We start from the raw sequence: 22,013 nt of genomic DNA, 5'->3' as shown, positions 1-22,013 counted from the left end.
TTCCTGCTATTTACTCACTTAATGACGCCATCGCCTATAATCGACACCTCCGGCACAATACGGACATCGGCTCTGGCAAATGCCGCCGGCCAATCTTCCTGTACCTTTTTCCACTCCTCGTACTCATACGCACGGGCGTACACGCCAAAGCCAAACGGGTCTGTTCCACTCTCCTGGCACTTTGTGACCAGATTTGCGAACTCTTTGCGCAGTTCCTCGCTAATCATTTGCTCCATTTTCCTGTAGTCTTGTTCCATGTCGAACAAAAACAGCCTTTCGGTGATGGAAATGCGAATTTTCATTTTTACGTCGAATTGAAACCGATTGTTACGGTAGCTTGTTTTCACGGAGCGATTGACGCCATTCACCAAAAAACTGAGCCGATCCCTCGCTATGTGATTGCTGCCACCGTTTACGGGAAGCGGAAGCGTCAAGGATGTCTCTCCCTGCTTTTGATTACGGAGCATCTGCAACAGCATCGTATCTCTTGGCTCGAGCAGCGCAGCGTACTTGCCGCCCTTGTTTAGCAGTGCCGTCCCCAATACTTTAACAGAGCGTCCTGAGTTGATTTCAGCGAGTAACGGTGTGCCTCCTTTTTCAAACATTTGTCGATGAAATTCCTGTAACCTTGTTGTTACTGTCAAATTCCTTTGGCTTGCCTTATCGAGCAGCCTGGTTAGGTGAAGCGGAAGCCGCGGCTTATCCGTCGGATTAAAATTGAACAGCTCCTTGACCGGCCCGTCGCAAACGATCACTCGCGCATTCACCGTAAATCGCGCATCGCGAAACATCACATCCATAATGGGAAACCAATCGGGATGTTCCAACAGTTTTTTCCCGATAACGAACACCTGTATTTTGCCTGATAACGAAAGGCCCGTCACCAGCCCGTCAAACCGTCCTCTTGCCTGACGGAGCGATTCTATCTTGACTCCGTACTCCTCTTCCTTATCCTTGGCTTCCTTGCTGAACACCGGACTCGATAAATAGACGAGAAGCTGATCTTTTTCATTCAGATCTATCCCTGTCATCAGGGTGATCGTCGCGTCTTCCAGATCAATCCGATCCACACACCCCGTCAGCAGGGAGACTACACACAAAATCAATAGAACGTGTACGTATCTTTTTATAACCTTCACTCCTTCACTGACCTACGCAGCAGCCAGATCGGCACAAAAGCCAGAACGGGCAGCGCGTATCCGAATAGCAAACCGCCAGTGCTCCACCACTGCTTCCATTTGAGTAAATCCATGAACGTAGGCGTATACAGCCAAAGCAGTAAAATAACCAACAGCAAAGCGATGCCTAAATGCTTGCGATGATCTGCTGCACCGAACAATTGACTTGACGAGAAGACTGAAAAATACAGATAAGGGAAGCTGGTTGTAGACAAATAAAATAAATAGAAAGCGAGAAAGATAATATCCATTCGTTCCAAAAATCGATACTCAATCACCTTCCATAAATTCAATGTTGGCCACGTATATTGTAGAATTTCATCAGGGTTGAAAAACACGAAACTGAACAAGGTGATATTCATAAAAATCAGCATGGACAACGTATTGGCCACAACGATACCAAGGACTGCATACTGCTTTTTCTGCAAAAAAGGATAGAGAAAAAAAGCCAGTTCAAATCCTAAAAAAGACAGAACCGTTGATTTTGTTCCCGCCAGAATCGGCCACCACCCTTCCTTGAAAATAGGGAGCAAATAAAGCCAGTTCGTTTTCGGCAAGACAGTGACCAAGACGATCGGCATCCACAGCGTCAGATAAAAGATCAGCTCGGCATACCGTCCAAGCACCCGCAAGCCGCCTTGGAGAACCATATAAGCCGGAATGGCCAGCAAAATAACTACCATGTAAATCGGTGTCTGACTAAGAATCCACGTATTGACGATGGCCGCAGTGTTGGCCATGACAGTGAAAGAGGCAAAACCGCAATAGACGGCGATTCCTGCAACACAGACTTTCCCCAGCCATTTACCCAAAAACAACGGCAGCAGATCGACAATCGTTTTGCCGGGATAGCGCTTCATGATGCCGATGATGACCAGGCTGACCGCCATAGCCGCGAACCAACCAATCAAAATTGAGAGCCATCCGTCCGTCCCTGCCACCTCGGCCAGCTCTCGCGGCATGGACAACACCCCGATCCCTACCTGCGCACCGTGAATCAAATAAATGTACTGGAAGACCGTCAGTTCATTGAAGGCATATTTTTTCATTCGCCATCTCCCCTTGGACGATTATCTCCCTGCCTTCTCGCTTGAATGGCCCTCGTACTGACTGGCCGATCCCGCATCGTCCAAAACGGCAAGCGGACAAAGAAATCTTTCCAGTCGCTGAAACGAGCGGGCGCGAGCGGACTTCCGTAGGGAACGCCAAGCGATTCCAACTGGATCAGATGGGCAATGAGGCCCATCAGCCCGACGATAATCCCGACGATACCGAACAAAGCAGCCAGCACCATCATGAGAAACCGGAGCAGTCTAACCGCAGACCCCATATCGTAATTCGGGATGATAAAGGAGGAGATCGCTGTAAACGCGACCACAATCACCATGATGTTGCTGACAATCCCCGCCTGAACTACTGCCTGTCCAATGACGATCCCCCCCACGATGCCTACCGTCTGTCCGATGGGCGTTGGCAGCCTGACCCCTGCTTCCCGCAGCATTTCCATAGTCAGCTCCATAAGCATCGCTTCGAGTAAAGGCGGAAAAGGCACTCTCTCTCTCGACTCTCCGACCGATAAAATCAAGTCGAGCGGAATCACCTCGTAGTTAAACGAGATCAGGGCGATGTAGAGAGCCGGAAGAAAGGTCGCGATGATAAAAGCCAGCCCCCGCAACAGACGAATAAACGACGAAACAAGCCAGCGCGTGCTGTAATCGTCCACGTTTTGAAAAAAGGAGGAAAAGGTGGCAGGGCCAATCAAGACGCTGGGAGAACGGTCTACCACGACGGCGATCTTGCCTTGCAAAATGTGCGAGGCCACCGAATCGGGCCGCTCCGTCATCATCAACTGCGGAAAAGGGGAAAACGGATTGTCCTCAATCAACTCTGCCAGCTCGCCTGTATTGAGAATCGAGTCGATCTTGATCTGCTTGATCCGGTCCTCCATTTCTTGCAAAACCTCCGGATGTGCGACATCTTGCAAAAATAGGATCGACACCCGGGTAGCTCCCCTGTCCCCTATCCAAAATTCCTTGATTTTCAACTCCCGATTAGGCAAGTAGCGGCGAATCAGGGCGATATTTTGCATCCCTGTCTCCACAAACCCCTGGTGGGCGCCCTTCAAAGACGCTTCCAGTTGCGGGTCCTCAATCGCCCGCTGCGGCCAGCCGTGCGTATCGAGAACGAACGCCTCGTTGCGCCCTTCTACAAACATGATACAGCTGCCGTCGAAAATCTCCTTTTCAACGGTGCGAAAATCGCGGGCAATCGAGACATCTCCTACCGACAGCAGGTCGAGAATTCCCGCTTTTCCCCGATCCCGCTGAGCCAGCATCGGCCGCAGCACATTGTTGTTGATGGAGTTTTTGTCCACAAGCCCAGTTAAATACACGATCGCTGCCGAACCTTCGAGCATACTGCTTTCAAACGTGCGAATCACCAGGTCAGGTGTCAGCGTGAATATGCGCTCCAGTTCGCTAATATTTTCGCCCAGGCTGTCGCTTATCGGGTGGGCATGGGACGGCTGAATTCTGTCTTTTGCCGACACCCGTTTCCTTCTCAGCCATCCTCTCATCGTCATCTCGAACCGTTCCCCATCCTCTGCTCAGTATGTTCTCTTAGCTTTCGTGGCAGCTTCCAAAAATATGCATGCAACCTTCGAAGGCACGCCTGTCCTGTCGCATAAATCGAGACGACCTGCAAATACTGACAAAAGAACTGGAACAGTCTGGCGGGAGAACTATGAAAAACGGACTAGCTTTTACTCAAATCGTAGCAATACTGATGCTGGCCAACGGCTTGATGAACCATGTCATCGTCATCCCCATGATGCTCGACTCTGCCAAGAGAGATTCGTGGATTTCCGTCCTTTTTGCCGGGGCTCTCTACCTGATCTGGACGTGCTTTCTTTACTTTATCTATCTGAGAACCGGGCGCGAACACCTTTTTGTTTGGTTGCAGAACCGATACGGCTTCTTCGTTTCCCGCCTGTTGGCGCTACTGACCTCTCTCTATTGCTTTATTATCGGGAAGATGACCATAACAGACACGGTCACCTGGATCAACCTGTCTTTTGCTCCCCAGACTCCGCTGACGGTTCACACTGTCCTCTTCGCCGCTTTGTGTCTCGTCAACGCTCTGTTCGGGATACGCTCCATTGCAATGACGTCGACGGTGTTGTTGCCAGTCGTCGTAGAGTTTTTCGTGATGTCCACGAATTTTCAGAACAAAGACTACCGCCTGCTTCTGCCGATCATGGAAAACGGGATGGCCCCGGTGCTCAAAGGCATGATGTACGCGGGAAGCGGCTTTGTGGAACTGCTCCTGTTTTTGTTTCTGAAGCATCATCTGAAAAGCAAAGTGCCTTACTATCAGTTTTTCTCGCTGGCGATGTCGCTGATTGACTTGACCTTGGGGCCGAACGATTGGCGCGATCGTCGAATTTGGCCCGGCGGAAGCCGCCAAGCTGCGCTACCCGGCCTATGAAGAGTGGCGGCTAGCCAATATCGGCATTTATATCGAGCATCTCGATTTTTTGAGCATTTACCAATGGTTCAGCGGGGCTTTCACCCGAATCGCGCTCGCCCATCTGCTGATCGTGGAAATCTGGATGATACCTGGCGGGCGAAAACGGATCTGGTGGCTGACCGGACTCTTTTTCCTTTCGTCGACGCTCTCGCTCCTGCCGCTCAGCGCCATCCAGTTTTACAGCTTGCTGGCCGCGCTCCGAGCTGCTCGGCTTGCGCTGGATGGACAAGCATGTAGTCCGTACGCTTTTGGAGGTAAAAAAGACAAACAGACGCTCGCCATGCTCGTGCTCGAAAAGCCAAAAGCAGCCATACGTCCGGTGCTCCGCGGCGAGAACGTCGTTTTTCAGGTGGATGTCGACATCTCCGGCTTTATTACCCAGCTTTTCCGCAAGGCCCTGTGCGGGAAATCGAAATCGAAACGGAAGCAGCCAAAAAAATCGAGGAAGAGATTCGCGGACTGTTTGAAAAAGGGCTGAAGCTGGGCGCAGACACTCTCCAGCTCGGGCACACGCTCTATCGCAAGCACCCGCATGAGTGGCACAGACTGCAAAAAAACAGCGCGCTCCCGCTTCGCCCCGACATGCTGGAGTCGGTAAACGTGCAGGTGCACATCAACGACGGCGGTATTTCCAAAGTGAAGCAAAAGCCTTGAGCCAAGCTTTTTGGCTGCGGGCAAAAGAAAAAGGAGCAAAGAATGACTCTTCGCTCCTTTTTTCTGTATGCGTGTCTGTGCGGTTTACACCACGTATCCGCCTGCTTCGATGACGCGATCGGCAATCGACCGTTTCAGCGCAACCGTATTGATCGGCGTACGGCGTGTCAGCTTTTTCAGGATCGAGAGGCGCAGGCGCAGCTCATCTCCTTCTTCCATGGCAGCGAGCGCTTCCTTCGCCCACGCTTCGATGCGATCAAACGCTTCATGCACATAGACCGCTGTCAACTCCAGCTTTTGCTGCTCCGCTTCCAGTCCGTTGGCCGCAATCGCTTTTTCCGTGCGCTTCACGATGCTGTCCATTGCGTACAGCTCGATCAGCATGTCGGCAGCGAACGCCAGCAGCTCCTGCTCCTTGGAAATCGCTTGCTGGTACTTCATCAGCGCGGAGCCTGCCACCATCAGGATGATTTTGCGCGTCATGCTGAGCAGGTGCTTCTCCACCGCAAGCGGCGCTTCCTCGATCTCCTCCGGGTAATAGCTCATCAGCTCGGCTTGCAGGCTCGTCGCTGCTTGCAGAAGCGGCAGCTCGCCCTTCATCGCCTTTTTCACCAACGTGTCCGGGATGAGCAGTCGGTTGATCTCGTTCGTGCCTTCAAAAATCCGGTTGATCCGCGAGTCGCGGTACATGTTTTCGATCTCGTACTCGGACATGAAGCCGTATCCGCCGTGGATTTGCACGCCTTCGTCCACGCAGTAGTCCAAAACTTCCGTAGCAAACACTTTGTTGATCGAGCATTCGATGGCGTAGTCGGCAATCGCCTTCGCGACTTCTGCGCCGTCATCCGCTTTTTCGCCCAGGCGGCCGAGCGCGGTGTCGAACAGGCCGACTGTCCGGTAGACGGAGCTTTCTGCGGCGTACGCTTTGATCGCCATGTTCGCCAGTTTGTTTTTAATCAAAGTGAAATTGGCGATTGGCGTTTTAAACTGCTTCCGCTCCTTCGCGTAGTTCGTCGCCAGCTCCAGCGCTTTTTTCGCGGAGCCGACTGCGCCGACTGCCAGCTTGTAACGGCCTACGTTCAGGATGTTGAAGGCGATGACGTGGCCTCTGCCCGGCTCGCCCAACAAGTTTTCCACAGGCACGGGCACATCCTGCAAAATGACGGTGCGAGTCGAGGAGCACTTGATGCCCATTTTCTTCTCTTCCGGTCCAAACGATACGCCAGGGAAGGTGCGCTCGACGATGAAGGCCGTGAATTTTTCCCCGTCGATTTTCGCATAGACGATAAACACGTCAGCAAAGCCTGCGTTGGTGATCCATTGCTTCTCTCCGTTGAGGATGTAATGCTTGCCGTCAGCAGAGAGAGTCGCTGTCGTTTTGGCTCCCAGCGCGTCGGAGCCGGAGCCTGGCTCTGTCAGGCAATAGGCCGCGATCCGTTTTCCGGACGCCAGATCAGGCAGATAGCGCTGCTTCTGATCTTCGTTTCCAAAGTACACGATCGGCAGAGAGCCGATGCCCACATGTGCGCCATAGCTCAGCGCGAAGCCGCGCGCAAGCGAAAACTTTTCGGTGACCAAAGCCGTGCTGACTTTATCCAGGCCAAGTCCTTCGTACTTCTCCGGCACATCGCCAGCCAACAGGCCAAGCTCCCCTGCTTCCTTCAGCAGACGGACGGAAATGTCGAAGTTGTGCTGCTCCAATTCTTCCAGATGCGGACGAACTTCGTTGACGACAAAGTCCTCCGTCGTTTTCGCGATCATTTTTTGCTCTTCGCTGTACTCCTCCGGCACGAACACGTCGTCTGCCGAACCTGCGTCAATCAAAAAGCTTCCACCACGGATCAATTCTTTCGTATCTGCCATGCTATCCCTCTCCTTTTATGAAAATGGACGTACGTGCTAGATCATTTCAAAAACGCCTGCGGCTCCCATGCCTCCACCGATACACATCGTCACGACGCCGTACTTGCCGCCTCTGCGCTTCATTTCATTCAACAGCGAGACGGTCAGCTTCGCGCCGCTGCAGCCGAGCGGATGGCCCAGGGCGATGGCGCCGCCGTTGACGTTTACTTTTTCCGGGTCCAGGCCGAGCTCGCGAATGACCGCAATCGACTGGGACGCGAACGCTTCGTTCAGCTCAAACAAATCGACGTCGTCCAGGCTGATCCCCGCCAGCTTCAACGCTTTCGGGATCGCGACGACCGGACCGATCCCCATGACATCCGGGTCCACCCCGCCAACGGTAAAGGAGCGGAACTTCGCGATAGGCGAAACGCCCAGCTCTGCCGCTTTGTCGGCTGACATGACGATCACCGCTGCCGCGCCATCGCTCGTTTGCGAGGAGTTCCCGGCCGTTACGCTGCCCTGCACGTGGAAGACCGGCTTCAGCTTGGCGAGCGCCTCCAGCGTCGTATCTGGGCGCGCGCCTTCGTCCTTGTCAAAAATGCGCTCGCGGATATGCACCTTTCCGGCTTCGTCTACCGTGTACTGCTTCACCGTCAGCGGAACGATTTCGTCCTGGAACTTGCCCGAGCTGATCGCCGCAACCGCGCGCTGATGGCTGCGCAGGGCGAACGCGTCCTGGTCTTCGCGGGTCACACGGTAGCGCCGCGCCACTTCCTCTGCCGTGTGCCCCATGCTCATGTACGCCTCAGGCTTCGTCTCCACCAGTGTCGGATTGAGCGCGACCTTGTGGCCGAGCATCGGCACGAGGCTCATGCTCTCCACTCCGCCTGCCACGACCACGTCCGAGCTGCCGACCATAATCTGTTGCGCGGCATAGGCAATCGTCTGCAAGCCGGAGGAGCAAAAACGGTTGATCGTAATGCCCGCTACGTTTGTCGGCAGTCCGGCGCGCAGTCCGATCAGCCGCGCCATATTCATGCCCTGCTCTGCTTCCGGCACCGCCGTCCCCATGATGACGTCCTCGATATCCGCCGGGTCCAGTTGCGGAACGCGGCGGAGCAAATCCGCTACGACGGCTGCCCCCATGTCGACGGGATGTACGTCTTTGAGACTTCCTTTTTTCGCTCGGCCGACCGCAGTCCGGGCCCCTGCGACAATTACTGCTTCTCTCATCGTTTTACCCTCCTTCTCCCTAGTTGCGCAAAGGCTTGTTTTTGGTCAGCATGTGCTGCATCCGCTGCTGAGTCTTAGGCGTCTTAATCAGCGAGAGGAACGCTTGCTTTTCCAGCTCCAAAATGTAGCTCTCGGTCACTTCCGTACCCGCCGGCACGTTGCCGCCAGACATGACATAGGCGATTTTGGACGCGATCAGCTCGTCGTGCTCGGAAATGTACCCGCTCTTCTTCATCGCATAGATGTTTTGGCGCAGGTTGGCGTAGCCCGTCTCCCCGATCACGCGGATTTTGCGCGGCTTGGGCGGCGTATAGCCTTCTTTGTCCATCGCGAGCACGAGCTGCTTCGCATCGTACAACAGATGGTCAGAGTTGATGCTGATCCGGTCAGTCGGCCGCAAATAGCCGAGGTTGATCGCTTCCTGTCCGCTAGTCGAAACTTTTGCCATCGCAATCGTTTCAAAAGCTCTGGCGACAAACGGGAACGGGTCGACTGGCACGCTGCCGCCCTCCGGCACGTTTTCCATGGCGCGGAACAGCATTTCCTTCGTGCCGCCGCCACCTGGCAAAAGCCCGACGCCGACCTCGACGAGTCCAAGGTACGTTTCCGCTGCCACCTGTACGCGGTCAGCCAAGTACGTGACCTCGACGCCGCCGCCGAGCGTCATGCCGAACGGTGCCGCCACGACCGGGCGGTGCATGTAGCGAATCGCTCTGGCCGCTTTGTGGAAATTGCTGACGAGCATGTCGAGCTCCAGCCAGTTTTCATCTTGCGCTTCCATCAGCGCCATCGCAAGGTTCATCCCGACGCAGAAGTTTTTGCCCTGGTTGCCGATCACCAGTCCGGCGAAGTTTTTCTGCACCTCTTCTGCCGCCTGGTTCGCCATCTGCAATACATCCAGTCCGAGCGCGTTGTGCGGCGAAGTGAACTCCAGACACGCGACGCCATCGCCCAGGTCGATCAGGGCAGCGCCCGCGTTTTTCTTAATCAACTTGCCTTGCTCCTTGAGCGCGGCGAGGTTGATGTTTTCCTTGTTTTCCTCGATGCCTTTGTAGACGCCGCCGATCGCAAACGCCTGGCGCTTGCCTTCTGCCTTTTGGTAGAAGGAGGTTTTGCCGCTCGCGAGCAGCTCCTCGACCAGCGCGGGAATCCGCTCGTTTTCCTCGCGCATCCGCGCCACTGATTTTTCCACGCCGATGGCATCCCACGTCTCGAACGGCCCCAGCTCCCAGCCGAAGCCCCACTTCATCGCCTGATCGACTGCAACGATGTCGTCGGCGATCTCGTAAGCCTTTTCAGCGGAATACAGCAGCACTTTTTTGAAAACGCTCCAGACAAACTCGCTGCCCTTGTCCTTGCCGTATGCGAGCGCCCGCAGCTTTTCCGGCAATGTTTTCGCCGTCTTGGCCGCGTCCAGCGACGGGAACTTCGGCTTCACGCTCGGGCGGTATTCCAATGTGTTGATGTCCAGCGCCAAAATTTCTTTGCCCTGCGCCGACTTCACCTGTTTGAAAAAGCCTTGCCCTGCCTTTTGTCCGATCCAGCGCTTCTCGACCATTTGCAAAACGAAATCCGGAACCTCAAAGACAGCGCGCTCCGCTTCGTCCGTGCTCTTGTTGCGGACGTTTCCTGCGACATGCACATACGTGTCCAGCCCGACGACATCGAGCGTGCGGAACGTCGCGCTCTTCGGACGGCCGATTACCGGGCCTGTCAGCGCATCGACTTCATCTACCCCGAGGCCAAGACGCACCATCTCGTGGATCGAAACCTGCAATCCGTATGTACCGATGCGGTTGGCGATGAAGTTTGGCGTGTCCTTGCAGACGACCATTCCTTTTCCGAGCACATGCTCCCCGAACTGCTTCATGAAAGCTACGATGGCCGGGTCGGTATCGCGTCCGGGAATCAGCTCCAGCAGCTTCAAATAGCGCGGCGGGTTGAAAAAGTGCGTGCCGAGAAAATGTTTGCGGAAATCGTCAGAGCGGCCTTCTGCCATCTCGTTGATAGAAACGCCGGACGTATTGGAAGAGACGATCGTCCCTGGCTTGCGGTGTGCTTCTACTTGCGCGAACACACTTTTCTTCACTTCGAGGTTCTCCACGACGACCTCGATGATCCAGTCGACTTCGGCGAGCAGCGGCAAATGGTCTTCGAAGTTGCCTACCGTTATCAGCTCGATGTTCTTTTTATCGTAGAGCGGAGCTGGCTTTTCCTTGAGCAGCCTGTCTTTGCCCGCCTGTGCAATGCGGTTTTTCACTGCCGGATCAGCCAGTGTCAGTCCTTTTTTACTCTCGTCCGCCGTCAGTTCGCGCGGTACGATGTCCAGCAAATAAGTAGGGATGCCGACGTTGGCGAGATGTGCGGCAATCCCGGCGCCCATGACGCCAGAGCCGAGAACCGCCGCTTTGCGAATTTTGCGTTCCATCTTCAAATCCTCCTTTAGAGAACCTCTGTCGAGGCATAATCACAATGGCTGCCATCCTTGCTCAACTTTTCAGATTAGTAGATCATTTCCATAAGTTCTACTATTCTTAACCATATTCCTGTATGCCAAGGCTCATGCTCTTGTTGAATGAATGCTCATTCAGTTGGTGGGCCAAAAAATACATCCCACGTGTTGGCTATGTTACCCGCCCTGAGATGTTTTGGCTGACCCCCTACTGAGTCACCGTTCAGTTTTATTGTAATCGAAAATTCTGTCATTTGCAATCGTCACTTGTCGATGTTTCTTCCTCTTTTCCATTTCAAAACAAAGAGGAGCATCCTGCAACAGATGCTCCCCATAGTGCTTGCCTATTTTTCCGAATAAAGAACGGCTGTGATTTTGCGCCCATAAGCATTCGACGCATCCTGCTCCAGCTTGTATTCGACCTGGAAGTCTCCGTTTACCGGGTCGCGATAGTGGCCGATCAGCCAAAGAATTTTCGGGTCATTCATGTCTGTCTTGCTTGTAATCGTCACCGGGCCGTTGTACTTCGGCACTTGCGGAAGCGTTGTCATCGCTTTTAACGGTTCGGGAGCGAACACGGCGGCCAAGCGGGCCTGCTGCTTTTTCTCCAGCGCGAGAGTAGCGGAGCGCAAGTACAGTTGGGCGATATTTTGCTGCTGCGCCACCGTGCTGCGGAACTGGGCTGCCATATCGGTGCGGTAATAATCGAGCAGTCGCTTCATGACGACGGCATATTCCGCGCGGGTCATGATTTTCTCGGGTGAAAACGTCTTTTCGGTCAAAAACAACTGAAACTCGCGAATAGCCAGCGGGTATGGAGAGTATGTATCGCGGTAGAACCGATCCTGCTTCCACTCGTAAAAGCTGTTGAAGTACGTCACCGCGTCTTGCGGCTTCAAATTGGCCGTTCTGAATTTTTGCGGCGCCAGCACGTGGAACAACAGCAGGCTCGCCTCTTCTCGGGTCAACGGCCGCTGCATGGCTTCGCTGGACAGCCACCAGTCAGGATTTTCTTTTTGCTGTTTTTTGAGCAGTTGCCCGCTTTCGGCCAGGTACAAGTAATAGAGCATTCTGTCGCCCGGATCGTAGCTGGACAGCGCATTCGTTTCTACTTGCCAGATCGCCTTCATGTTGACCAACAGTTGTTCTACTTCCCCCCGAAGCAGAAAGCGGTAGTCCAGGTTGCTTTTTCGCTGCGGCAGCTCAAGTGAGCCGTAGGCCGTCTCAAATACGCGGTTGAGCAGAGCCAGCGCTTCGCCGCGCGTAATCGGCTTGTTCGGATAAAACGCGTGGCTGCTGTTTCGCTTTACAATCCCCAGGCTCGCCAGTTCTTCAATTTGTTGCTCTGCCCAGTGTCCTTCGGTGTCATCGAAAACACCTGCAGCATGTGCACCGCCCGTCCATGCAGTTTGCACGAGCAGCAATGCCATGAGAAAACAGAGAGCAAAACGCTTCATCATGTTATACGCATACTCCTTTCTCCTTTGCCAGAATCTTTACCCCTTTTTCTATGTAGTTCTCCCTGCCGTTTCTGTGGCAGAAAGGTCCAGGACTCGACGAGCGTCCCGGACAACAACGATCCCCCTTTCATGTATCGGGATGGATCGCGCACTTCTTTATACCCTCTTTTCACAAAATGTTCCTAATTGGCGTTGACCATGTGAAAAAAGCCGCACTCCAGCACGGGGAGAACGGCTTTTCAGCAGCCAAACGTTATGCTCACTCTTCGATCTTTTCCAGCCACCCTGGTCCTTTGGCAACAAGCAATCGGTAAATTCCGAAGTCCAGAAGGGCAAAAAGAGCGAAAAGTCCCAGAGCCGTTGCAAACAGAGAAGTCCCCGCAAAACTAATAGCCACGACAACCAGTCCTCCCGCCACCAGGCCGACGAGAAGCGAGAACAGCGGATTGAGATTCTGCTTCACCGCTTCCTGCTCTGAGCTCCATCCCAGCTTGGGCAGGTGCAGGTCGACCATGATGCCGACCAGGTTGATGAAGATCACGCCCGGAATCCCGCACAGGATCGCCCAGACGATGAACTCCCCGGACAGCGCCAGAAGCCAGACAGCTTCGGCCAGCAGCAACAACATGCTGATCGTGCTGAGGATGATACCCGGCATGACTTTTGCCAGCAAAAGGTGCTGGGGCAAAATCGGCAATGTCTTGTTGTAAAAGAACCCTTGTCCATCCCTGGAAATCGCCGTAACCGAAGTGCTGTTGAGAGCACCCAGCATCACAAAAGCGGCGAAGGCAATCGCCAGGCTGATGGCTCCGGCGTGCTCGCCCTGTAGCGTCGCTTGCAGGCGCGCGAGCATCTCTCCGCTATCCCGGCGGGCGAGCAAAGGCAGCAAGGCCACGATCGGCACGAGAATGCCGGAGAGCGTGCAGTTCAGGAAAAAGGCAGGCGTCCGCCAGAGCATTTTCCATTCCTTCCAGAAGTAGGACAAGAGTCTTGAGCGCTGCTTCACGAGCTTTTGAAAAGCCGCATCTCCGACCGTTTTTCGTTTGGCCACAGCGTCGCTGATCCCCATGACCCCAGCGAAGTACAAGCTGTTTCCGACCACAAGAAAGACGATCAGACTGGCAACCGCCACCAGGAAAAAGACTGCCAGATAGCCGAGCGATTCCAGCGTGCCGCTGTCTTGCAAGGCGAGTGCCGCGAGCCTGCCCGCAGGGAAAAACTGCGTCACCAGGTTCAACAACGCGTTCTCCTGGCTGGCAATCAGCTCCTGCAGTTGTTCTATGCTGTCTACCCCGCCGCTCGTCTGGCGCTGCACGACCATTTGAAACCCGACTGCCAGACAAATCGCAAACAGGCCGCTGATTAAGCGGAAGCGCTCCTTGCTTTTGCCCACGTTCGTAAAGCGCATGAACAGCATGACCACAACTGCCGCCATCACAAGCGGAACGATGGGCACGAGCAAAAAAATGAGGACGGCAAACAGGTAGTACAGAAAGCCTCCCCCGCTCTTCACTCCGTATGTTACCAGAAGCGGTCCCAGCAAAACCAGTGCCGTAAGATACTCATAGCAGAGCGCGACAATGAATTTGGCCCCAAGAATGTGCATCGGCCGAAGCGGCAACGGCAACAGTTGCTCGACATCCTGCGAGTAGTAAAACACGCTCAGGACGTACAAAATCCCGAAGACGAAAATCGCCACCGAAACCACCGTCACTCCCAGTCCGAGCAACGCCGCTTCCTGTCCGAGCAGCGCCAGCCCGTCGTACATCGCGGAAATAAAGACGACAGCCCCGAGCATCATCGGAATCAGTCCGATCAAAATCGCCAAGACAAGCAGCAGTTTCTTCCAGCCGCTTCCTTTTTTCGCCCCCCAGGTCGAGCCCGCATTTTTAAGCAGCACTTTGGATAACAGCAGGACTTTATTCATGCTTCGTCAGCTCCAGGAACAGGCTCTCCAGCGAAACATCTGACTGAAAATGCTGCTGCATCTCTTTGAAGGTACCGCAAAACAAAATTTTCCCTTTGTTGATGATCGCGACACGGTCACAGAGCTTTTCCGCCACTTCCAGCACGTGGGTCGAAAAAAATACGGTGCGCCCGCTGTCGGCATGCTCCCGCATCATCTCTTTCAGCGTAAACGACGACTTCGGGTCCAGCCCGGTCAACGGCTCGTCGAGAATCCACACCTCGGGGTTGTGCACAAGCACGCCCATAATCATGATTTTTTGCCGCATCCCGTGCGAGTAGCTCTGAATCGGGTCGCCGAGCGCGTTCGTCATTTCAAAGCGGTTCGCCAGTTCCAGAATCCGCTTCCCGCGCACGTCTTTTGGCACATCGTACATATCGGCCATGAAGCTGACGTACTCCAGCCCTTTCAGCCGCAAAAACTGGTCCGGGCTGTCCGGTACATAGCCAAACTGCTGCTTGGCTTCAAGCGGCTGGGAAGCGATGTTTTTTCCGTTAATCGTAATTTCGCCCTGGTCCGGGCGGATCACTCCGGTCACCATCTTGATCGTCGTCGTCTTCCCTGCTCCATTGGGGCCGAGGAAGCCGAATATTTCCCCCTTCGGCACTGTCAGATTTAGCTGATCGACCGCTTTGTTTGTCCCGTTGTAGCTTTTCGTCACATTCACCAGCTCGATCATGTCCGTCCCTCCTTCTATCTGTTTTACTTTTCCCATTTCCAACAGATTCCACTTTATGCTATACGCCCGATGGCCGGAGAAAGTTGCGGATACGAAAAAAGCCGTCGGTTTCCCAACGGCTTATCATGTATTCTGCCCAGCGTAAGGCCGGCTTCAACATCCGGGTATTCTTTACTCTTGCGGTACAAAGCTGCCATCGCGCAGCATCGTCAGCTCGCCCATGATGAACGCCAACTCTTCGGATTCACCGAGCTTGCCGCTTTCCGCCAGCGCTTCCAGGCGGCGGAGCAGGATGTTTGCGAAATCGGCAATTTGTACAGGCTGCGCTTCCATATCCGCGTCATCGAGCACATTGTAACTGGTCAGCGCTTCCAGGTGAGTCACGATGCGAAAGCCGCCGATCTCGCCCAAAAATTCTTGCTGGTTGATTTTCGATTTTTCCAGCTTTTGCAGCATGGACATCACATCGTTTGCTACCACGCTGGGAAAAGCAACCTGGTAAAAGTTGCGGTTTTTCGCCTCAATGGTCTTGATAATCAAAATATCAATGCCATCTAGCTTCTTTGCCTTTTTTCCAAATCCAAACATGTATTTTCCACCTCAATCGTTCGATCTGCACAACTCTCTCCATGATAGACATAATCCCGTTGTCAGACAACCCCTATCCTGTTTCCTTTTTCCGTGATCCCGCCCTGTTTTTCAACTGGCATCTTTTCACATGGTTATTTATTTCTTTTGCCACACACGCTAACAGGTAACAACGGCTTTTCAAGTGAGGTGCGCAATGAAAACCAACTGGAAAAAATGGATGATTTTTCTGTCCCTCTCCCTGATCGTTACAGGCTGTGCCCTTCCCGGCAAGGAAGAGAGCAAAAGCAAGACGAAAGCCCAGAGCAAGCCCGTGAAGCTGTCTGCCATGCAGAAGCTCGGCGACAACAAAATGGATGTCGTCCTGTTCCTCAACCGTGCCGAACATCTGCTGGAGGAAGTGTACTTCGCCGCGCTCGACAACGCCAAAGGCAAAACCGTCTACGAGGACGGGCTGGCGTTCCGCGAGCTGCCGAAGCAATTTGACAGCAAGGACAAAATCGTCAAGTACTTCGGCCGTTTCTGGAGCACGCCGCTCGCGCTGGCGATGTACGACAAGCTGACGACGAAGCTGGTCAAGGAAAAGCTGTACATTGCGATTCCGCGCGTCGACTATCCGGTCCTGATCTCCGTCCGCAATACGACGGTCGCCAAAGCAAACGGCGAGCTGAACGTAACGGTCCAGGACGCGACCGACTCGTCTTTTGCCTCCGACCGCACGCTGCACTACCGCCTCGTTCGCGATCAGAAGACGAAGCGGTTCGAGATCAAAACAAGATCGGGCACGTACGGCAGCGAACAATTTCAATAAACCCTCTTGACATTTCTTATAGGCCCGGCGAATAATAGTGAATTAACAAGCGCATAGCGAGCGGCAATGACGGGGAACAGTAAAACCGCCCTTCAGGTCCAGAGAGCGAAATCCAACGGCTGAGAGGTTTCGTCCATGAATCGGTTTGAACCCACCCCAGAGCATCCAGGGAAGACCTGGACGGGTTTCTTTCACCTGTTATCAAAGAAAGAGAGCTGGATGTTTGCGACTTGACGGGTATCTTCTGTCGGCAGACGTCAATTAAGGTGGTACCGCGTAAGGCTAACATGCCCTTTCGTCCTTATCAAAGAGACGATTGGGCTTTTTTTATTACAAGTAAGTGCTAGGAGGTCAAAGTATGAAGAAGGGAAAAATGCGTTTGGTTGTCAAAGTGGGCAGCAGTTCGATTGCCGCGGCAGGCGGTGGCGTGGACCCGGCGAAAATGTCCTTGCTCGTCTCCGCTGTCAGCAAGCTGCGCGAGGCAGGGCACCAGGTCGTGCTCGTTTCCTCGGGCGCGGTCGCGAGCGGTTATCAACGTCTTGGCTACCAGCAGCGCCCCCGCTCTCTCGCTGCCAAGCAGGCCGCCGCAGCCATCGGGCAAAGCCTGCTGATGCAGACGTACACGCAAATGTTCGCGGCCCATCACTTCAGCGTGGCGCAAATTTTGCTGACGCGGGGAGACTTCTCCGATCGCGAGCGCTACCAGCACGCTTTTCAAACGTTGTCGCTGCTTTTGGACAAAAACATTTTACCGATCATCAACGAAAATGACACGGTATCTGTGGCGGAGCTGACCTTTGGCGACAACGACATGCTCGGCGCGCTGGTGGCCGGACTGGTCCACGCTGATTTGTACATGATTCTCACCGATACGAACGGACTGTACGACAAAGACCCGCGCCACCATCCGGACGCCCGGCGAATCGGCTCGCTTGAGCAGGTGACAGAGGAAATCGAGGCGTTGGCAGGAGGCGCGTCACAGCTCGGCACGGGCGGAATGCGCTCGAAGCTGATCGCCGCGAAAACGGCGCAAGGCTTGGGAATCCCGAGCTTTATCGGAAAATTGGCGCAATCGGCTGATCTTATCAAGGTGCTTGCGGGCAACGGCGATGGCACCTACGTCGGCTACCGTCCCGAATCCCCTGCAACAGCCGGCGTTTCCACGCGCAAGCAATGGATCGCGCTCCACTCCCCTGTTCGCGGCACGATCACGGTCGACAGCGGGGCGGCGGAAGCGATTTTGGAAAAAAGCCGCAGCCTGCTTCTGGCGGGCGTACGCGATGTCTCGGGGATGTTCGAGGAAGGCGAGGTTATCGAGGTGTATTGCGAAGGCGCTCTGATCGGCCGGGGCGTCAGCAGGTACGGCGCTGCCCAGCTCCTGGATTCGCTCTCACCTTCTGGCTTGACGCGACGCAGCGGTACCGTAATCCACCGCGATGAATGGACCCCGGCACGCTCGAAAACGTTTTGAAACCGAAAGAGAGAAAAGGAGATGGGGAGACAATGGAAAGCTTGAAAGAAAAAGTGTATGCACAACTCTCGCTGGCTAAACAGGCTTCACGGCAAATGGCGCTCTTGACCCGTACAGAAAAAGACAGGGCATTGGCTGCCATCGGCGAAAAGCTGCTGGCCGACGAAAAAACCATCCTGGCGGCAAACGAGCTGGATATCGCCAAGGCGGAAGTTGACGGACAGCCCGCCTCTTACCTCGACCGCCTGCGCCTGACACCTGCGCGTGTACACGATCTCGTGGAAAGCCTGGCTTCCTTGGCCGCTCTCGATGATCCTGTCGGACAAAAAATGGATTCCTGGACGCAGCCGAATGGTCTCGTCATCGAACAGATTCGCGTCCCGCTTGGCGTCATCGGCATGGTGTACGAAGCTCGGCCGAATGTCACCGTCGATGCGGCGGCGATTGCGCTGAAAACCGGCAATGCGATCGTCCTGCGCGGCAGCCACAGCGCCGTCAACAGCAACGTCGCGCTGGCCCGCTCGATTCGCGAGGCGCTGGCAGCGACAGAACTACCCGAAGCCGCTGTGCAATACCTGCCTTTTGCCGAGCATGCTTCTGTCGACCTGTTATGTACCGCAAACGGACTGGTCGACGTCATCATCCCGCGCGGCGGAGCAGGTCTGATCCAGCGCGTGCTGCAACTGTCCAGCGTGCCTGTGCTGGAAACGGGAGTAGGCAACTGCCACATCTATATCGATCAGGCGGCCCGCTACGACATGGCAGAAGCAATCGCCGTCAACGCGAAAACAAGCCGCCCCGCGGTCTGCAACGCAGCCGAAACGCTGCTCCTCCACCGCAACTGGCCGCACGACTACCAGCGGGCGCTGCTGCAAAAGCTGCTCGATCAAGGAGTCGAACTGCGCGTCTGCGCCAAAACGCGAGAGGCGCACCATGAGCTCGCTTCTCTCCTCCGCGAAGCCCAGGCGGCGGACTGGGATACGGAATACTCCGCTCTCATCCTGGCTGTCCGCACAGTCGACAGTCTGGCCGAAGCGATTGAGCATATAACCGCGCACAGCTCAGGCCACTCCGAAGCGATCGTGACGGAAGACGACGCCGCAGCGAATCAATTTTTGGCCGCTGTCGACGCAACTGCTGTCTATCACAACGCCTCTACCCGCTTTACCGACGGCGGAGAGTTCGGCTTTGGCGCCGAGATCGGGATCAGCACGCAAAAGCTGCACGCCCGCGGGCCGATGGGCTTGCCCGCACTCACTTCCTACAAGTACGTCGTACGTGGAACGGGACAAATCCGCTAGTCCAAAGGGAGGAAACAGCGATGAGCAACCAAACAGCCAGTATAACAACCGGACAAATCGGCTTTCTCGGCGCAGGCTCCATCGTGGAAGCGATGCTTTCGGGGATTTTGAAAAAAGGCTTGACCGCAGCAGACCGCATCTTTGTCACCAACCGCAACAACGCGGAGCGCCTGGAGCAGTTGACGGACGCATACGGGGTCAACGCCACCACGGATAAACTGGCGGTGGCGCGGGCATCTGACATTTTGATTTTGGCGATCAAGCCAAAGGACGCGGGGGAAGCGCTACTCGAACTGCGCGGAACCATCTCTCCGAACCAACTGATTATTTCCGTCATCGCAGGCGTTCCTACCAGCCTGATCGGCGAATGGCTGGGGGTAGACTGCCCGATCATTCGCACGATGCCGAACACGTCATCCGCTGTCGGGCTGTCTGCGACAGGACTGAGTGCCAATGCGTTTGTGCGTCCCGAGCAGCTTGCACTCGCCACGCGCCTGTTTGAAGCGATTGGCACCGTGCACGAAGTCGCAGAAGAAGAGCTCGATATTATCACAGGGCTGTCCGGCAGCGGCCCGGCCTATATTTATTATTTGGTCGAAGCGATGATGGGAGCAGGCGCGACAGCCGGGCTGGATCGGGAAATGGCCCGTCAGCTCACTCTCCAGACGGTGATCGGCGCGGCCCATATGCTGCTGGAGACGCGCGCAGAGCCTGCCCTGCTGCGCAGGCAAGTCACCAGCCCTGGCGGAACTACGCAGGCCGGGCTGGAAGTGTTGGAGTCGTATCGGTTCCAGGAGGCGGTAACAGCAGCCATCCTGCGGGCGACAGAGCGCGCCAGGGAAATGGGCGCGCAGTATCGGTAAGTATCGGTAAGAGCTTTTCGCAAAGATGGTTGCTTCGTGAGCCGCCTGTGCGTTACCATGTTGAAACAAAGCATGTCCAGACGCGCACGCAAGCAGGCGCACCGTTGCCCTATTTTTTGCGAGAAGCTTAACGAGGGAGGTATCCGATGGAAATCTACGCCTTGTACGGCACCAGTGGTACAGGAAAAAGCTCCAGTGCACTAGAACTCGCCCACCGCATGAATATCGACGCCATTATTGACGACGGCATCCTGATCTACCAGGGTCGCAAGGTGGCTGGTACCTCCGCCAAGTACGAAAAGACAAAAATCCAGGCGGTCAAGCGGGCGATTTTTCACTACGACGAGCACGCAGAGGAAGTGCGGCGCAGCCTGGAGCAGATTCAGCCGGGACGCTTGCTGATTCTCGGCACGTCGCAGCGCATGATTACACGGATTGTCGAGGCGCTGCACCTTCCTGCTTCTATTGAATACATTCCCATCGAGTCCATCAAGCCGCCGCAGGAAATCGAGGCGGCGCGCTACGTGCGGGAGACGATGGGCAGGCACGTCATCCCGATCCCGCGGGTCGAGGTTGAAAAAGACTATTTGCAGCGGCTGATCGCTTCTGCCACCCGCATTTTCAGCTCGAAAAAGGAAGTCATCGGCGAATCGACCGTGGTTCACCCGCCTTTTTCCGGCGGCCGCATCCTGATTCATCCCCAAGTGCTGCGCAAAATTACGCTGGCTGCTTGCAGCCGTTACGAAGAAGTCAGCCAGGTCGTCAAAGTTGCCTTTTCCTTCGACGATTTGCCTCGCCTGCAGATCACGCTGGCCCTCAAGCTGCCTTATTTGGCGGATATGACCCGATTGATCCGGGACATTCAGGAAGATTTGCACAAGGAAGCCAGCTTTTGCCTCAACATCGCCCCGGCCAGCATCGACATTCAGGTCGCCTCGCTGGAGCTGGCCTCTGCAAAATAGCGGAACCGGTCCTTTCTCGGATCGGTTCTTTTTTTGGCGGAAAGAGGCAGGGTTACTTGCTGTCTTGTTGCCCATCCTATACGTGTATCACACATGAAAGGAGCAATCAGATGCCATCCATCATGTCTTCCACGCCTTTTCAACAAGCGCCGATTCCCGAGCCGCCCAAAGTCATCACGACCAAAGACTTGAGCTACCTGAAAGATGCGTTGTCCTGGGAGCTGCTCGCCTTTAAAAAGCTGCATTTCTTTGCCCAGCAAGCCACAGACCCGGACGTGAAGCAATGTCTGGAGAAAACGGGCCGCATGCACCAGCAGCACTACGAAAAGCTGCTCTCCCACCTGCAAAACAACAACACAGCCGTCATGGCGACCTTGCCGCAGACCCAATCCCAACAACAGCAACAACAGATGCAGTAAGGGAGGAGAACAAGGATGCCAAACCAAAACCAGATCGCAAACCCGCAATCCGGACAGTTGCCGCAAATCAAAGGGCCGCAAATGAATGACCGCGATTTTCTCAACGATTGTCTGGCGACCTGCAAATATGTCACCGACAGCCTGAACGTCGCGGTGCGCGAGATGAGCCACCAGCAACTGTACAGCGACATGCTGCAACTGTTGAACGAGACGCACCAGTCGGCGCGCGATACGTTCAACCTCATGTTCCAAAAAGGCTGGTACAAGCTCGAAGCGGAGGAACAGCAAAAGCTGCAGCAAGCTTACCAGCAGTTCTCCGGCTACTCCAGTCAGTTTCCGTATCAATAGTTTGGCTTTTCCAGCATGGGTGATGCAGCCCTGGTCCGATTCCCATTCGGGCCGGGGCTGTTTGTTGTGCTTGCGGCGTTTTCTTGTGGAGGGGCTTTTTACTTCTTTTTCCAAATTGTATAATTTTATAGCTCTTCACCGTAAAACGTGCTTGATCTCCCTCTATCGCAGTTTTTCGTAGTTATGTAGCCGGTTTACACTCCAGTCTAATGCGAATCTTGAATCTCTCTAGATTGCGGTAGCCGTAGGCTCTTC

Annotated in this window: 20 protein-coding genes; 9 read left to right on the top strand and 11 right to left on the bottom strand. The window is 54.7% G+C overall.

From position 1 onward, the window contains the following. Positions 1 to 14: 14 nt before the first annotated feature. The 3 genes from AC27IT_RS14935 to AC27IT_RS14925 are packed head-to-tail and all read right to left on the bottom strand — an operon-like array spanning position 15 to position 3,759. On the bottom strand, positions 15 to 1,139 hold the full coding sequence (locus tag AC27IT_RS14935; RefSeq protein WP_005826641.1) for a Ger(x)C family spore germination protein: 1,125 nt from the start codon (positions 1,137 to 1,139) through the stop codon (positions 15 to 17). Beyond that, positions 1,136 to 2,227, bottom strand: a complete 1,092-nt coding sequence (locus AC27IT_RS14930; RefSeq protein ID WP_025844043.1) for a GerAB/ArcD/ProY family transporter — start codon at positions 2,225 to 2,227, stop codon at positions 1,136 to 1,138. The genes AC27IT_RS14935 and AC27IT_RS14930 overlap by 4 nt, the downstream gene beginning before the upstream one ends. Next, positions 2,224 to 3,759, bottom strand: a complete 1,536-nt coding sequence (locus AC27IT_RS14925; protein WP_025844042.1) for a spore germination protein — start codon at positions 3,757 to 3,759, stop codon at positions 2,224 to 2,226. Before AC27IT_RS14925 ends, AC27IT_RS14930 begins: the two co-directional genes overlap by 4 nt. A gap of 161 nt (positions 3,760 to 3,920) precedes the next feature. Here AC27IT_RS14925 and AC27IT_RS14920 point away from each other — a divergent pair, with 161 nt between their 5' ends. After that, positions 3,921 to 4,664: a GerAB/ArcD/ProY family transporter gene (locus tag AC27IT_RS14920; RefSeq protein WP_238503997.1), complete on the top strand. Its 744-nt coding sequence runs from the start codon at positions 3,921 to 3,923 to the stop codon at positions 4,662 to 4,664. A 10-nt stretch (positions 4,665 to 4,674) separates the two neighbouring features. On the opposite strand, the gene AC27IT_RS14915 is transcribed toward AC27IT_RS14920, so the two are convergent. Beyond that, positions 4,675 to 4,935, bottom strand: coding sequence for a hypothetical protein (locus tag AC27IT_RS14915; RefSeq protein WP_487091881.1), 261 nt, complete (start codon positions 4,933 to 4,935; stop codon positions 4,675 to 4,677). 170 nt (positions 4,936 to 5,105) lie between these two features. Here AC27IT_RS14915 and AC27IT_RS14910 point away from each other — a divergent pair, with 170 nt between their 5' ends. Further along, positions 5,106 to 5,360: a Ger(x)C family spore germination C-terminal domain-containing protein gene (locus AC27IT_RS14910; RefSeq protein ID WP_487091880.1), complete on the top strand. Its 255-nt coding sequence runs from the start codon at positions 5,106 to 5,108 to the stop codon at positions 5,358 to 5,360. Positions 5,361 to 5,444: 84 nt separating this feature from the next. On the opposite strand, the gene AC27IT_RS14905 is transcribed toward AC27IT_RS14910, so the two are convergent. From AC27IT_RS14905 to AC27IT_RS14875, 7 genes are all read right to left on the bottom strand, one after another. Continuing rightward, positions 5,445 to 7,223 (bottom strand): acyl-CoA dehydrogenase family protein, encoded by a 1,779-nt coding sequence (locus tag AC27IT_RS14905; protein ID WP_005826652.1) that lies wholly within the window; start codon positions 7,221 to 7,223, stop codon positions 5,445 to 5,447. A 36-nt stretch (positions 7,224 to 7,259) separates the two neighbouring features. After that, complete coding sequence (locus AC27IT_RS14900; RefSeq protein ID WP_487091879.1) at positions 7,260 to 8,438, bottom strand: acetyl-CoA C-acetyltransferase; 1,179 nt, start codon at positions 8,436 to 8,438, stop codon at positions 7,260 to 7,262. A 19-nt stretch (positions 8,439 to 8,457) separates the two neighbouring features. Further along, on the bottom strand, positions 8,458 to 10,866 hold the full coding sequence (locus AC27IT_RS14895; protein ID WP_005826655.1) for a 3-hydroxyacyl-CoA dehydrogenase/enoyl-CoA hydratase family protein: 2,409 nt from the start codon (positions 10,864 to 10,866) through the stop codon (positions 8,458 to 8,460). Positions 10,867 to 11,234: 368 nt separating this feature from the next. Next, positions 11,235 to 12,350, bottom strand: a complete 1,116-nt coding sequence (locus AC27IT_RS14890) for an S-layer homology domain-containing protein (RefSeq protein ID WP_025844037.1) — start codon at positions 12,348 to 12,350, stop codon at positions 11,235 to 11,237. A gap of 259 nt (positions 12,351 to 12,609) precedes the next feature. Next, positions 12,610 to 14,277, bottom strand: a complete 1,668-nt coding sequence (locus AC27IT_RS14885; protein WP_431809686.1) for a putative ABC transporter permease subunit — start codon at positions 14,275 to 14,277, stop codon at positions 12,610 to 12,612. Further along, entirely contained in the window at positions 14,270 to 14,995 is a 726-nt protein-coding gene (locus tag AC27IT_RS14880; RefSeq protein ID WP_005826659.1) for an ABC transporter ATP-binding protein, read from the bottom strand. Before AC27IT_RS14880 ends, AC27IT_RS14885 begins: the two co-directional genes overlap by 8 nt. 171 nt (positions 14,996 to 15,166) lie before the next feature. Further along, positions 15,167 to 15,583 carry a hypothetical protein gene (locus tag AC27IT_RS14875; protein ID WP_005826661.1) on the bottom strand — a complete coding sequence of 139 codons (417 nt, stop codon included), beginning with the start codon at positions 15,581 to 15,583 and terminating at the stop codon, positions 15,167 to 15,169. Positions 15,584 to 15,779: 196 nt separating this feature from the next. Between AC27IT_RS14875 and AC27IT_RS14870 the strand changes: the two genes are divergently transcribed. The 7 genes from AC27IT_RS14870 to AC27IT_RS14840 all read left to right on the top strand — a co-directional run bounded on the left by AC27IT_RS14870 (position 15,780) and on the right by AC27IT_RS14840 (position 21,758). Then, positions 15,780 to 16,394: a hypothetical protein gene (locus tag AC27IT_RS14870; protein WP_429777852.1), complete on the top strand. Its 615-nt coding sequence runs from the start codon at positions 15,780 to 15,782 to the stop codon at positions 16,392 to 16,394. Between the two features lie 358 nt (positions 16,395 to 16,752). Next, positions 16,753 to 17,865, top strand: a complete 1,113-nt coding sequence (gene proB / locus AC27IT_RS14865; protein ID WP_005826664.1) for a glutamate 5-kinase — start codon at positions 16,753 to 16,755, stop codon at positions 17,863 to 17,865. A gap of 32 nt (positions 17,866 to 17,897) precedes the next feature. Continuing rightward, the gene (locus AC27IT_RS14860; RefSeq protein ID WP_005826665.1) at positions 17,898 to 19,166 is read left to right on the top strand and encodes a glutamate-5-semialdehyde dehydrogenase; all 1,269 of its coding nucleotides are present in this window, start codon (positions 17,898 to 17,900) and stop codon (positions 19,164 to 19,166) included. Positions 19,167 to 19,186: 20 nt separating this feature from the next. Further along, positions 19,187 to 20,029: a pyrroline-5-carboxylate reductase gene (gene proC, locus AC27IT_RS14855; RefSeq protein WP_025844033.1), complete on the top strand. Its 843-nt coding sequence runs from the start codon at positions 19,187 to 19,189 to the stop codon at positions 20,027 to 20,029. A 146-nt stretch (positions 20,030 to 20,175) separates the two neighbouring features. Continuing rightward, the gene (locus tag AC27IT_RS14850) at positions 20,176 to 20,991 is read left to right on the top strand and encodes a hypothetical protein (RefSeq protein ID WP_026558494.1); all 816 of its coding nucleotides are present in this window, start codon (positions 20,176 to 20,178) and stop codon (positions 20,989 to 20,991) included. A gap of 110 nt (positions 20,992 to 21,101) precedes the next feature. Then, positions 21,102 to 21,410 (top strand): ferritin-like domain-containing protein, encoded by a 309-nt coding sequence (locus tag AC27IT_RS14845; protein WP_005826669.1) that lies wholly within the window; start codon positions 21,102 to 21,104, stop codon positions 21,408 to 21,410. 15 nt (positions 21,411 to 21,425) lie between these two features. Then, positions 21,426 to 21,758 carry a spore coat protein gene (locus tag AC27IT_RS14840; protein WP_005826671.1) on the top strand — a complete coding sequence of 111 codons (333 nt, stop codon included), beginning with the start codon at positions 21,426 to 21,428 and terminating at the stop codon, positions 21,756 to 21,758. The last annotated feature ends 255 nt before the right edge of the window (positions 21,759 to 22,013 follow it).

It is taken from the genome of Brevibacillus sp. YAE8 (assembly GCF_057543335.1).
This window is presented reverse-complemented; position numbering and strand designations above follow the sequence as displayed.